Raw genomic sequence first — 12,218 nt, forward strand, 5'->3', positions numbered from 1 at the left:
TCCGCCACGAACAAGGGGAATTTGGGAATGACGAAGGCCGATCTCATCGACGCGATCGCCGGCAAGCTGGGCGGCACGAAGGCCGACGCCGGCAAGGCGCTGGACGCGGTTCTGGAGAGCCTGCAGGACGCGCTGGTCAAGGGGGAGACGGTCAAGCTGCCGGGCTTCGGCCAGTTCGAGATCGCCGAGCGCGGTGAGCGCACGGGCCGCAACCCGCAGACCGGTGCGGAGATCAAGATCGCCGCCTCCAAGGCGCCGAAGTTCTCCGCTGGCAAGGCTCTCAAGGACGCCGTCAACGGCAAGGCCGAGTAAGGCGCCGGCCCATCCCTCTCCCGCCCCGGGAGAGGGATGGACCCGTTGCGCGGACACCCTCTCCCTCCCCGGGAGAGGGGATTTCACCACCCGCTCAATGCGGGTTCGCCGGTCCCGGCGTGGCGTCGGCCAGCCAGCGGCCGAGCGGGTCGTCCGTTTCGCCGCCCGTATCGTTTGACGCCTCGCTCCAGCCCGGCGGCACGCCGTCCATGTTCGGCAGGCGGTGGGCGATGCCCTTGTGGCAATCAATGCAGGTGCGCTGCCCGCTGAACAGATATTGCTGATGGATGCGCGCCGCCCGCGCCCCCTGCTTGGTGATGTCCATCGATTCAGCGCTGTGGCAGTTGCGGCATTCCAGGGAATTGTTGGCCTTCAGCCGCGCCCATTCATGCTCGGCCAGCTCGCGACGCTTCTCCACGAACTTGTCGCGTGTGCTGATGGTGCCGAAGATCTTGCCCCAGACCTCCTTTGACGCCTGCATCTTGCGGGCGATCTTGTCGGTCCAGTTGTGGGGGACGTGGCAGTCCGGGCAGGTCGCCCGCACGCCGGAGCGGTTGGTGAAGTGGATGGTGGTCTTCAACTCCTCGAACACGTTGTCCCGCATCTCGTGGCAACTCGTGCAGAACTTCTCGGTGTTGGTGACCTCCAGGGCGGTGTTGAAGCCGCCCCAGAACATCACGCCGGCCAGGAAGCCGCCCAGCGTCAGGAAGCCCAGGCTGAGGTAACGGCTCGGCCCCGCGATGATCCGCCAGGGCCGCAGCAGGAAATCGGGCAGCTTCATCGCCGGTCACCCCCGTCCGACGGGCGGCTGATGAGGCTGTCCATGTCCCTGAAGGTGTTCGGGACGATGGGTTGCGCCACGGTCTGGGGAACGTGGCACTGCGTGCAGAAGTAGCGGCGCGGCGCCACGGCGCCCAGGGTCTGGCCTTCGCGGTCGACGTAGTGGGTGATGCTGATCATCGGCGCCTGGGTGGCCCCGGTGAACTGCCGGCTGTGGCAGGTCAGGCACTGGTTGTTGTTCAGGCTGATCTGATAATCGCGGATGTTGTGCGGGATGACCGGCGGCTGTTCCGGATAGTTGCGGGCGACCCGCCGGTCGTCGGTGACGTCGGCGGGGATCGGCGGGGCCGGGTCCTCGTCGGTGAACTGGATCGGCGGGCGGAAGGGCTCCCGGACCTGTCCGGTTCCCTGGGCGGCGAGCAGTGCCGGCACGAGGCAGGGCAAAGCCGCGGCCAGCGCGAGCATGAGATGGCGGCGCATGGTTGCGGTCCTCCCTCAGGCGGCCACGATCTTGACGGCGCACTTCTTGAAGTCCGTCTGCTTGCTGATCGGGTCGGTGGCGTCGAGCGTGCATTTGTTGATGAGGCGCGCCGAATCGAACCAGGGCACGAAGACGACCCCGCGCGGCGGCCGGTTGCGCCCGCGCGTCTCGACCCGCGTGCGCATCTCGCCGCGCCGCGACATCACCTTGACCTCTGACCCGCGGCGCAGGCCGCGGTCCTTCGCGTCGTCCGGGTGCATGTAGACCAGCGCCATGGGCATGGCCTTGTAGAGTTCGGGCACCCGCATGGTCATGGAGCCGGAGTGCCAGTGCTCCAGCACGCGGCCCGTGACCAGCCACAGGTCGAAGTCCTTATCCGGCGACTCTGCCGGGGGTTCGTAGGGGAAGGCGAACAGGTTGGCCTTGCCGTCCGGGTTTCCGTAGAAGCGCACCCCCTCGCCCTTCGGGACGTAGGGGTCGAGACCCTCCCGGTAGCGCCACTTCGTCTCCTTGCCTTCGACCACCGGCCAGCGCAGCCCGCGCACCTCGTGATAGGTGTCGAAGGGCGCCAGATCGTGGCCGTGGCCGCGCCCGAAGGCGGCATACTCCTCGAACAGGCCCTTCTGCACATAGAAGCCGAATGCCTTCGACTCCCGGTTCTCGTAGGCGGGGTTCGACTCCGACACGGGGAAGCGGTCCACATTGCCGTTGCGGAACAGCACGTCGAACAGGGTCTTGCCGCGGAAGTCGGGGTTGGCGTCGAGGATTTCCTTCGGCCACACCTCGTCGGTGGTGAAGCGCTTGGAGAACTCCATGAGCTGCCAGAGGTCCGACCGCGCCTCGCCCGGCGCGTTGACGAGCTGGTGCCAGAAATGGGTCCGCCGCTCGGCGTTGCCGTAGGCGCCCTCCTTCTCCACCCACATGGCGGCGGGCAGGATCAGGTCGGCGGCGGCGGCGGTCACCGTCGGGTAGGCGTCCGACACCACGATGAAATTGTCCGGGTTTCGGTAGCCGGGATAGGTCTCGTTGTCGCTGTTGGGCGCCGCCTGGAGGTTGTTGTTGACCATGATCCAGTAGGCGTTGAGCTTGCCGTCCTTCAGCATCCGGTCCTGGAGAACGGCGTGATAGCCGACTTTGTCGGGAAGCAGGCCCTTGGGGATCTTCCAGATCTCTTCGGTGTGGGAGCGGTGTTCGGGGTTGGTGACCACCATGTCGGCGGGCAATCGGTGGGCGAAGGTGCCGACCTCGCGCGCCGTGCCGCAGGCCGAGGGCTGACCGGTCAGCGAGAAGGGGCTGTTGCCGGGTTCGGAGATCTTGCCGGTCAGAAGATGCAGGTTGTAAACCATATGGTTCACCCACACGCCCCGGACGTGCTGGTTGAAGCCCATGGTCCACAGCGACATGACCTTGGTGTTGGGATCGGCGTACAACTCGGCGAGCGCCAGCAGCCGCTCCTTGGGGACCTTGCTCAGCTCCGACGCCTTCTCGACGGTGTAGTCGCTGACGAAGCGGGCGAATTCGTCGAAGCTCATGGGAGTGGAGACGGCGGCGTCCTTGGCGTGGAGCGCCCGCACCTCCAGCGGGTCGTCGGGCCGCAGCCCGTAGCCGATGTCCTTCTGGCCGAGGCGGAAGCTGCAATGCTTCTCGACGAACGCCTTGTTCACCCGCCCGGTCTGGATGATGTGGTTGGCGATGAAGTTCAGGATGGCCAGGTCGGTCCCCGGCTCGAAGATCATCGGAACGTCGGCCAGCTCGAAGCTGCGGTGTTCGAAGGTCGAGAGGACGGCCACCTTCACATGGTTGTGGGCCAGCCGCCGGTCGGTGATGCGCGTCCACAGGATGGGGTGCATCTCCGCCATGTTGGAGCCCCAGAGGACGAAGGCGTCGGCGTGCTCGAAATCGTCGTAACAGCCCATCGGCTCGTCCATGCCGAAGGTGCGGATGAAGGCCACGGCGGCCGACGCCATGCAGTGGCGGGCGTTGGGGTCGAGGTTGTTGGTGCGGAAGCCGGCGCGCATCAGCTTCGATGCGGCGTAGCCTTCCCAGATCGTCCATTGGCCGGACCCGAACATGCCGACGGCGTCCGGACCCTTCTCCTTCAGCACCCGCTTCCATTGGCGGGCCATCTCATCGAAGGCCTCGTCCCACGAGACCGGACGGAATTCCCCGTCCTTGTGGTATTTGCCGTCGCGCATGCGCAGCAGCGGCTGGGTCAGCCGGTCCTGCCCGTACATGATCTTGGACAGGAAATAGCCCTTCACGCAGTTCAGGCCGCGGTTGACCTCCGCCTGCATGTCGCCGTGGGTGGCGACGACGCGGTTGTCCTTGGTGGCGACCATGACGCTGCATCCGGTGCCGCAGAAGCGGCAGGGCGCCTTGGACCAGGTGAGTTGGGCGTCCTCGCCCGCCACCATCGACTGCTGGGCCATGGCGGGCAGGCTGATGCCCCCCGCCGTCGCGGCGGCCGCGACCGCCTGAGCCTTGATGAAATCCCGCCGGTCAAGCATGGGTTCCTCCCCCCTTTTTCTTGACGAATGTGAAATCTGGACGCGTCAGCGCCGCGCCGTATCGACCTCCTCCGCGGTCCGGGCTGCCATCGGCTCGGCGTGGTGGAAGACCATGACCGCCGACATCACGCCGGGCATCAGGTGGATCGCGGTCATGCGGTCGGCGATGCGGCCTTCGTGAGGGCCTTCCACGGTCACCACCATCCGGCCCCGCTCCTCAGCGTGGACCTCCACGTCGCCCAATGAGGCGACGGCGGCCCGCACATTGGGGCTGCGCTCGGGGCGCAGATGGACGAGGATCGAGGCAATGTGCCATTCCGCCGACGTGTCGGCTGGCCGGTCTCGGGCGTCAGGGTGCATGGGCGGTCTCCGGTCCGGGTTGCAACGTGACGGCGTCGGCGGGGCAGGCGGCCAAGCAGGCGCCGCAGCCAGTGCAGGAGTCGTCCTCAACCACGGGGACCGCCACGCCGCCGGGCGCCAAGGCGAAGCGGATGGCCGATTCCGGACAGGCGTCGCGGCAGCTTCGGCAGACGACGCGGTTCATGGCGAGGCAGGACGGTCCGATGCGCACGGCCAGCGTCCAAGGGCTGGCCGTGACACGGTCGAAGATCGGTTCGAGGCAGGAATCGGCACAGGCCGCGCAGAAACTGCACTCGCCCCGCCGGAAGTCGATCTCGGGAAAGCCGCCGTCCCCCCGGCGGATAATCCCCTCGGGGCAGGCGTCGGCGCAGGCACCGCAGCGGGTGCACAGGTCGGTGAAGCGGTCCGTCCGGGACCAGGGCGGGCGCACCGGCCCAGGCTCCGCCCGCCGCCGCCCGCGGAGAAAGCCTCGCCGCCCTAAATCGACCGTCTCATCGGCCATGGCGCCGCTCCCCTCAGACCGGGGGCGGACCGGGCGGACCCATGATGAGTTGCGACATCCAGACCAGGAAGCCGTAGCCGCCCACGACGGCGACCGACAGGATCGGCCAGATCACCACCGCCAGGACAAGGAACATGGCGATCTCCCGTCGTTTCGCGCCGGGATCGGGCAGAGGCTGGCTGGCGGCGGCGGCGCGGGACGGTAAGCGGGTTGGGTCTGGAGGCTGGTGGCGGCTCATGGGGGCTCCCGTTTTCGGCGGGCTGTGGCTTCTGTCGACGATCGAGAAAGCGGTCGAACGATCCAACAACAGGTTGAGCGCGGCTTCTGTTCCATGCCGCGGGCGCGTAACGGAAACGGCGCCGGCGGGGAGTGGCCATGGCTTTTATGGTAATTCGGGAAACGGACGATTCGAAGGGCAAACTTTTTTTGACGGTGCGGGGATTAAGTGGGCCGCCGGTCCGTAAACTGTATGAAGAGGGAATAAGGAGGTCGGACGGCCTTGGTGTGATTGGGGCTGACCGGATTGTTTATTTCCAATTCGTACAGGGCGCGCAGATGATCTCAACTAAGAGGTTGCCGGTGATCTGAAGTCCTGTAAGATTGGAACAGCCGTTCTTGGTGTAACGGCTTCTCCACTGTTGTGATCGTAAGTGAAGCGAACTCATTCAGAGGCCGCGCCTGCTTTGGCGCGGCCTTTTTTTTGTTATTTCGAAGTCATAGTACGAAAGTTTAGCGTCACCAATGCTGATTTTGCATAAGGCATACCTTCAACGATAGTTGCGACATGAGGGATTAATTGTGCTGTGATTCCTGAAACGGATGTTGTGTTCCGCTGATTGTGTGGTATACCAAGTACGAAATGCGGAACACCAAGCCTCTCCCAACGGTGGCGGTGGTGCTCCCGCCAAGACATGAAGGGCACGCAAGCCCCGAAGAAAGGCAATGCGACAACAACCATCGGCCCCGCCCGGCTGAGTTGAGTGTTCGATCACCGCATTGGGGAGGAAGAGTAATGAGTCAGTCCATCGCTGCACCGCCTGGCGGCTCGCAGGCGCCCATTTCCGAAGGCGCGCGTTGGATGCAGATCGTCGTCGGCATCGTCTGCATGGTGGCCGCGGCCAACATCCAGTATGCCTGGACGCTGTTCGTGCCGGAAATCCAGGCCACCCATGGCTGGACCCGCGCCTCGATCCAGACCGCCTTCACCGTCTTCGTCGTCGTCCAGACCTGGCTGACCCCCATCGAAGGCTACTTCATCGACCGTTACGGCCCCCGCGTCATCGTTGCCTTCGGCGGCGTGATGACCGGCCTCTCCTGGATCGTCGACAGCTACGCCGGCTCGCTCGGCATGCTCTATGTCGGTTCGGCCATCGGCGGCATCGGCGTCGGCTGCGTCTACGCCACCTGCGTCAACAGCGCCATCAAGTGGTTCCCGGACAAGCGCGGCCTCGCCGTCGGCCTGACCGCGGGCGGCTACGGCGCCGGCTCGGCCCTGACCATCCTGCCGATCGCCAACATGATCCATTCGTCCGGCTATCAGGCGACCTTCTTCTGGTTCGGCCTGCTGCAGGGTGCGATCATCATCGCCGCCGCCTTCTTCCTGCGCGCCCCGCAGAAGGATCAGGTCAAGGCCTCGACCAAGGTCCTGCAGTCCCGCCGCGACTACACGCTGAAGGAAGCGCTGCAGACGCCGGTGTTCTGGGTCATGATGGTCATGTTCATCTGCACCGTGTCGGGCGGTCTGATGGCGGTGGCCCAGCTCGGCGTGATCGCCCACGATCTGGGCGTGAAGGAAGCCCCGATCAGCCTGTTCGGCATCACCATGGCGGCTCTGCCCTTCGCGCTGATGCTCGACCGCGTGATGAACGGCATCTCCCGTCCGCTGTTCGGCTTCATCTCCGACCACATCGGCCGTGAAGCGACGATGTTCATCGCCTTCACCTTCGAAGGCATCGGCATCCTGATGCTCAGCCGCTTCGGCCACGACCCGATCATGTTCCTGATCCTGTCGGGCATGGTGTTCCTGGCCTGGGGCGAAGTGTACAGCCTGTTCAGCGCCACCTCGGCGGACACCTTCGGCACCAAGCACGCAGCGAAGATCTACGGCGTGCTGTACTGCGCCAAGGGCGTCGCGGCGCTGCTGGTCCCGCTGGGCAACCTGCTGATGGAAGCCACCGGCACCTGGGCGACCGTGCTCTACATCTGCGCCACCATGGACCTCATCGCGGCCTTCTGCGCCATCGCGGTCCTGCGGCCCATGTTGCGCCGGCACCATGCCCGGAACGCCGAACTCGCCGCCCAGCAGGGCAGGGGTCCGGTCACCGCGGCGGCCAGCCCGTAACCTCCGCTTCAGCGGATCGACCGAAAGGGGGCCACGCATGTGGCCCCCTTTTCGGCGTTCCGGGCCGGCCTTGCGGACCGGATAGGAATGTGAGGCGTATCGTTGGAGGGGGCATGGGCAATCGACGGCGAGGGCAAGGCATGGCAAAGGACGACGGCAGCTTCCGGCTGGTGGTTGCCTGCTCCCTGGGTGGGGTGGCGGTCAGCGTGGCCCTCGGCTCGCTGCTGCTGTCGCGATGGACGCCCAGGACGGAGAACACGGTGGTCGAACGGGCGATCCACAACATGGACCGGGAGACCTGCGAGCGGGTGCTGCACTCCTTCACGCAGCCGCAGCCGGTCGGAACCCGCGTGCTGTGGCTGTGGGCGGAGGAATCGACGCCCGGCGTCTTCACCGGAGCGCCCTGGACATCGCGGGTGACCGGGCCGGGTGTGCAGACGGTGGCAGCCGGGGGCGGTGTGGGATCGGCGGCAGGCCGTTCCCCCCGTCCCTATGCCTTCGACCCGGCGTCCCAGGCGGCGCCGGACGCGGCGTGCTCCTTCCCGAACAATTCCCTGCACATCGTCTCGGTCGAGTACCCGCCCAAGCCGGACGCCGCTCCGGCCATCCGTAAGCCATAAAAAAGAAAAGGGCCGGCCGCGGGAAGCGGCCGGCCCTTTGAGCAGGCGGTAGCGCCGGATGGAAGCGCCGCCTTACTCCTCGCGGTTGCCCATGAGCTGGAGGAGCATCTGGAAGAGGTTGATGAAGTTGAGATAGAGCGAGAGGGCGCCCATGACGGCGAGCTTGGTGTTGCCCTCGTGCCCGTGGCCCTCGGCGTACTCCTCCTTGATGCGCTGGGTGTCGTAGGCGGTCAGGCCGGTGAAGATGACCACGCCGATGACCGAGATGGCGAACTGCAGCGCGCTGGAGCCGACGAAGATGTTGACCAGGCTGGCGATGACGATGCCGATCAGGCCCATCATCAGGAACGAGCCCATCTTCGACAGGTCGGCCTTGGTGGTGTAGCCCCACAGGCTCATCGCCGCGAACATCGCCGCGGTGATGAAGAACACCCGCGCCACGCTGGCCCCGGTGAAGACCAGGAAGATCGACGCCATCGACACGCCCATCACCGCGCAGAAGGCCCAGAACAGCCCCTGCAGCGCGCTGGCCGACATCGCATGGAAGCGGAAGGACAGCACCATGATGAAGGCCAGCGGCGCCAGCATCACCACCCACTTCAGCGGGGTCGTGAAGATCGGAACGTACAGCGCCGGCGTGCTCGCCACGAACAGCGCCACCATGCCCGTCACAGCCAGACCGAGCATCATGAAGTTGTAGACCCGCAGCATGTGCTTGCGCAGGCCCTCGTCGAACGCCGCGCCGTAGGCCGGCGCCGCGCTGCCGAATTGGTTGCCGTAGAAGGGTCCGCTCATTGTCTCACCATGTCCTTCGGATGCTATCGTTCGGATGCTTGTCGTTCAGTGCGTCTGCTTCAGAACCAGGCCATGCGGGCGTCGCGGGCATGGGCCAGGATTTCCTTTTCCGGCTGCTCGCCGCACAGCGCGTAGACCGTCGTCCCGACCTGCCAGTAGGCGACCGAGACGTTGCCGATCCGCTCCGCCTGGGGTTCGGTGACGGCGAAGCGGTCGACCTCGCTGGCGAACAGCGTGATCAACTGCGACCCGCCGTGGCGGTAGGCCGCCTGCACCGCGACCCCGCCGTCCCAGGCCACCGTGCGCAGCCCGTCCGGCGCCTGCCCGATGTCGAGCTGCGGGATCGGCACCGCGACCTCCGGGTTGGCGGGGGCGAGCCGGTTGACCAGGGATTGGGCGGCGTCGGCGAAGGGCTTGAAGTCGATCCCGCTGTGCAGCGCCTGCTGGTGGGTCTGCGCCGCGATGGTGATGTAGTGGGTGGCCGCGTGCGCCGTGGCGACGGGGTTGACCGACAGGGACGACACCGCGCTGTGCGCCGTCCAGCCGAGTCCGACGAGGCACAGAGCGGCCACCGCCCGCCGCCCGCGGCCCGAGCCGTTGGCGGCGCGCGCCCGTGCCCGGTTCATCAGCTCCGCCGCCGGGCGGCGCCACAGGGCGCCCCACTGCTTGCGCCGCGGCAGCGGCACGCCGGCGCCGACCACCGGCTGCGCCGCGGTGGGAACCGGGGAGGCAACCGGTTCGGGTGCGGCCATCTCCGGCTCTGCCTTCTCGACGGCCGGGCCGGCTATGAACAGGCGGATCTCGTCGCGCACCCGCATGTCGTGCATGACGCGGGCGGCCTCGTCCGGATTGGCCTCCAGGTAGGCTTCCACCTCGATGCGGCGCTGCGCGTCGAGTTCGCCGTCCACATAGGCGTTCAGGTCGATGTCGCTGATCGGTTCGTTCATCGTCATTTCACCACGCGCAACGGGGGGCGCTGGACCCGGTCTGATGGGGTTCGGTCGGACTGGTCTGACGCCGGCTGGCGCCCGCCGCCCGTCTTGGCCCGCAGCGCGTCGCGCGCACGGCCCAGGCGGGACATCAGGGTGCCCACGGGGATGCCCAGGCACTCCGCGGCGTCCCGGTAGGACATGCCGTCGAGCGCCACGAGCACCAGGGCCTCCCGCTGTTCGACCGGCAGGGTCATCAGGGCCGCGATGGTCTGGCCCAGATGGACGTGGCTCAACTGCGCGGGCGGGGAGCCTTCCTCCGCCATCGAGCTGAGTTCGCCGGTCGCCTGGCGTTCGGCCTGCTGGCGCCGCCAGCGGTCCACGAACGTGTTGTGGACGATGGCGAGCAGCCACTTGCGCAGGTCGCGCCCGTCCGTGAAGGACGACGCCCCCTCGATGGCCTTGACGAGTGCCTCCTGGACGAGGTCCTCCGCCTGATCGGGGTCGCGCATCAGGACCAGGGCGTAGCGCCTTAGAACGTCCAGATGCTGTCCCAACTCGTCTTTCATCACCGTCCCGGATTGGTTCTTCACACTCGGCATACGGATCATGCCGTGGCTTAATCCGCTCCGGGGGAAAAAATCGCCACGGGATTGGCTTGCGCGCGGACGCGGGGCGGAGTAGGTCAGAAGCGCCTGGAGCCCTGGAGAATGCTGGGGTTCCTCCATGAACAAGGGGAGTAGGGAATGACGAAGGCCGATCTCATCGACGCGATCGCCGGCAAGCTGGGCGGCACGAAGGCCGATGCCGGCAAGGCGCTGGACGCGGTTCTGGAGAGCCTGCAGGACGCGCTGGTCAAGGGGGAGACGGTCAAGCTGCCGGGCTTCGGCCAGTTCGAGATCGCCGAGCGCGGTGAGCGCACGGGCCGCAACCCGCAGACCGGTGCGGAGATCAAGATCGCCGCCTCCAAGGCGCCGAAGTTCTCCGCCGGCAAGGCCCTCAAGGACGCCGTCAACGGCAAGGCCGAGTAAGCCTTCCGCAAGGACGATCCTTGTATCGGATGAAGGGGCGGCGGCAACGCTGCCCCTTTTGTCTTTCCAAATTTCTTGGTGACATCATGAGCAGCAACAGCGTCTACCGCTGGATCAAGGTCGAAGGACGGTGGGAGCCGGCGCAGCAACTGGCCGATGGCTCCTACATGCCGATCGGCGACATCGTGCCGCTGCCCGCCCGCAGCGTGAAGGTCGGCCCGGTGATCGAGCCGCCGCCCCGCAACGCCGCTCCCAAGGACGACGTCGGCGAATAAGACTGACGCCCGGCTCTATCCGGCCGTTCCGTCCCCGTCGAGCATGGCGCGGACCGCGCCGATCGCCGCCTGGAAGCTGAAGGGCTTGTGCAGGACGCGCAGGCGGTCGGACTCCGGGTGCCAGAGGGCGCCGCTGTCGGCGGTCATGACGATCACCGGCAGGGTGGGCCGCCGCGCCCGCGTCCGGCGAATCAGCTCGTTGCCATCCATCACCGGCATGCGCAGGTCGGTCATCAGCAGCGACGCCGGGCCGCTTTCCAGCGCGGTGATGGCTTCCAACCCGTCGTGGGTCAGAGTGACGCGCAGGCCCTGGCCTTCCAGCGTGTCGGCAAGGGCCAGGGCTTCGAGGCGTTCATCCTCGGCGACGAGGATGTGGGGAGCGGACTCCATGGTTCGGCCTGACTGCAACGCAAAGGGAGTAAGGGGTACGTTGCGGTCGGCCGATTGGATTTCCCTTGATTGCCCAGGGTGATCAGGGTGCCTGGTTTCAGGCGCACTCGGCCAGCTCGGCCAGGGCTTCCGCGTCCAGCAGCTCGACCCGGCCGCCGTCCAGGATGCGGATCAGGCGCGAGGTCTTCAGCTTGGTGAAGCCGCGGGACACGGTCTCCGTGGTCAGCCCCAGATGGTCGGCGATGTCGCAACGGCTCATCGGCAGGGCGATGGCCCGGCCGGCACCGGCCCGGCGGCTCAGCGCCAGCAGGAAGCTGGCCAGCTTCTCCAGCGCCGACTTGCGGCCCAGCAGCAGCATCTGGTCCTGCGCCGCCACCAGCTCGGAGGTGGTGACCGACAGCAGCCGGCGGGCCAGGGCGGGCTGGGAGTCCAGCAGGGCGTCGAGCTGGCAGCGCGGGATGCGCTGGACGGTGGAGGCGGTGATCGCCTCGGCCGAGTAGAGGTAGCGGTCGGCGAAGGCCAGCCCGACCATGTCGCCGGCCTGGAGGAAGCCGATGATCTGGCGGCGCCCGTCCGGCAGCAGCTTGTAGAGGCGGATCATGCCGTCCACCACCCGGAAGACGGCGTCGGCGGCCTCGCCCTCGGCGAAGATGGACTGCTCGCGGTCAAACACCCGGAACTGGGCGATGGCGGCCAGCGGGTCGATGTCGTTGGCGGCGAAGCCGGCGGCGGGACGGGAGGGAGCGACACGCGGCATCGCCATCATAGCGGCCTGATGGCCGTGCGGAACGCGCGTCGGCTGGGCGGCGATGGCGGTGTGAGCGTGCATGTCGGGCCCCTCGGCGTTCGTGGAAGCGGCCCGTCCCCGTGGGGCAACCGCTCGATGAGCCGAAGT

16 protein-coding genes are annotated in these 12,218 nt (G+C 67.0%); 5 read left to right on the forward strand and 11 right to left on the reverse strand.

Annotation, left to right across the window (positions count from 1 at the left end; all coding sequences use genetic code 11):
* Window positions 1-27: 27 nt before the first annotated feature.
* A complete protein-coding gene (locus AMK58_RS21800; protein ID WP_014241890.1) occupies window positions 28-312 on the forward strand; it encodes an HU family DNA-binding protein in 285 nt (94 codons plus the stop codon).
* 94 nt (window positions 313-406) lie between these two features.
* Here the strand turns inward: AMK58_RS21800 and AMK58_RS21805 are convergent, their stop codons facing one another.
* The 6 genes from AMK58_RS21805 to napE are packed head-to-tail and all read right to left on the reverse strand — an operon-like array spanning window position 407 to window position 5,180.
* Window positions 407-1,093, reverse strand: coding sequence for a NapC/NirT family cytochrome c (locus AMK58_RS21805; protein ID WP_035679846.1), 687 nt, complete (start codon window positions 1,091-1,093; stop codon window positions 407-409).
* On the reverse strand, window positions 1,090-1,572 hold the full coding sequence (locus AMK58_RS21810) for a nitrate reductase cytochrome c-type subunit (RefSeq protein WP_059399450.1): 483 nt from the start codon (window positions 1,570-1,572) through the stop codon (window positions 1,090-1,092). Before AMK58_RS21810 ends, AMK58_RS21805 begins: the two co-directional genes overlap by 4 nt.
* A gap of 15 nt (window positions 1,573-1,587) precedes the next feature.
* Window positions 1,588-4,080 (reverse strand): periplasmic nitrate reductase subunit alpha, encoded by a 2,493-nt coding sequence (gene napA / locus AMK58_RS21815; protein ID WP_059399451.1) that lies wholly within the window; start codon window positions 4,078-4,080, stop codon window positions 1,588-1,590.
* 45 nt (window positions 4,081-4,125) lie between these two features.
* Complete coding sequence (locus AMK58_RS21820) at window positions 4,126-4,440, reverse strand: chaperone NapD (protein ID WP_035682935.1); 315 nt, start codon at window positions 4,438-4,440, stop codon at window positions 4,126-4,128.
* Entirely contained in the window at window positions 4,430-4,942 is a 513-nt protein-coding gene (napF, locus tag AMK58_RS21825; RefSeq protein ID WP_035682937.1) for a ferredoxin-type protein NapF, read from the reverse strand. The genes AMK58_RS21820 and napF overlap by 11 nt, the downstream gene beginning before the upstream one ends.
* A 13-nt stretch (window positions 4,943-4,955) precedes the next feature.
* The gene (napE, locus tag AMK58_RS31485) at window positions 4,956-5,180 is read right to left on the reverse strand and encodes a periplasmic nitrate reductase, NapE protein (RefSeq protein WP_079285784.1); all 225 of its coding nucleotides are present in this window, start codon (window positions 5,178-5,180) and stop codon (window positions 4,956-4,958) included.
* A 774-nt stretch (window positions 5,181-5,954) separates the two neighbouring features.
* Here napE and oxlT point away from each other — a divergent pair.
* Window positions 5,955-7,283 carry an oxalate/formate MFS antiporter gene (gene oxlT / locus AMK58_RS21840; protein ID WP_059399452.1) on the forward strand — a complete coding sequence of 443 codons (1,329 nt, stop codon included), beginning with the start codon at window positions 5,955-5,957 and terminating at the stop codon, window positions 7,281-7,283.
* A 140-nt stretch (window positions 7,284-7,423) separates the two neighbouring features.
* A complete protein-coding gene (locus AMK58_RS21845) occupies window positions 7,424-7,903 on the forward strand; it encodes a hypothetical protein (protein WP_035672972.1) in 480 nt (159 codons plus the stop codon).
* Between the two features lie 72 nt (window positions 7,904-7,975).
* Here AMK58_RS21845 and AMK58_RS21850 read toward each other — a convergent pair whose 3' ends face one another.
* The 3 genes from AMK58_RS21850 to AMK58_RS21860 are packed head-to-tail and all read right to left on the reverse strand — an operon-like array spanning window position 7,976 to window position 10,238.
* Window positions 7,976-8,698, reverse strand: coding sequence for a Bax inhibitor-1/YccA family protein (locus AMK58_RS21850; RefSeq protein ID WP_059399453.1), 723 nt, complete (start codon window positions 8,696-8,698; stop codon window positions 7,976-7,978).
* Window positions 8,699-8,757: 59 nt separating this feature from the next.
* Window positions 8,758-9,645 (reverse strand): anti-sigma factor, encoded by an 888-nt coding sequence (locus tag AMK58_RS21855; protein WP_059399454.1) that lies wholly within the window; start codon window positions 9,643-9,645, stop codon window positions 8,758-8,760.
* A gap of 2 nt (window positions 9,646-9,647) precedes the next feature.
* Window positions 9,648-10,238 carry a sigma-70 family RNA polymerase sigma factor gene (locus AMK58_RS21860; protein WP_051141019.1) on the reverse strand — a complete coding sequence of 197 codons (591 nt, stop codon included), beginning with the start codon at window positions 10,236-10,238 and terminating at the stop codon, window positions 9,648-9,650.
* 135 nt (window positions 10,239-10,373) lie between these two features.
* Here AMK58_RS21860 and AMK58_RS21865 point away from each other — a divergent pair, with 135 nt between their 5' ends.
* Window positions 10,374-10,658: an HU family DNA-binding protein gene (locus AMK58_RS21865; RefSeq protein WP_014241890.1), complete on the forward strand. Its 285-nt coding sequence runs from the start codon at window positions 10,374-10,376 to the stop codon at window positions 10,656-10,658.
* 86 nt (window positions 10,659-10,744) lie between these two features.
* The gene (locus tag AMK58_RS21870) at window positions 10,745-10,933 is read left to right on the forward strand and encodes a hypothetical protein (protein WP_059399455.1); all 189 of its coding nucleotides are present in this window, start codon (window positions 10,745-10,747) and stop codon (window positions 10,931-10,933) included.
* Between the two features lie 15 nt (window positions 10,934-10,948).
* Here AMK58_RS21870 and AMK58_RS21875 read toward each other — a convergent pair whose 3' ends face one another.
* The gene (locus AMK58_RS21875) at window positions 10,949-11,323 is read right to left on the reverse strand and encodes a response regulator (protein WP_035679799.1); all 375 of its coding nucleotides are present in this window, start codon (window positions 11,321-11,323) and stop codon (window positions 10,949-10,951) included.
* A gap of 97 nt (window positions 11,324-11,420) precedes the next feature.
* Entirely contained in the window at window positions 11,421-12,152 is a 732-nt protein-coding gene (locus AMK58_RS21880; RefSeq protein ID WP_035679796.1) for a helix-turn-helix domain-containing protein, read from the reverse strand.
* Window positions 12,153-12,218: the final 66 nt, after the last annotated feature.

Source organism: Azospirillum brasilense (assembly GCF_001315015.1).
In the GTDB taxonomy this organism is placed as follows: Bacteria; Pseudomonadota; Alphaproteobacteria; order Azospirillales; family Azospirillaceae; genus Azospirillum; species Azospirillum brasilense.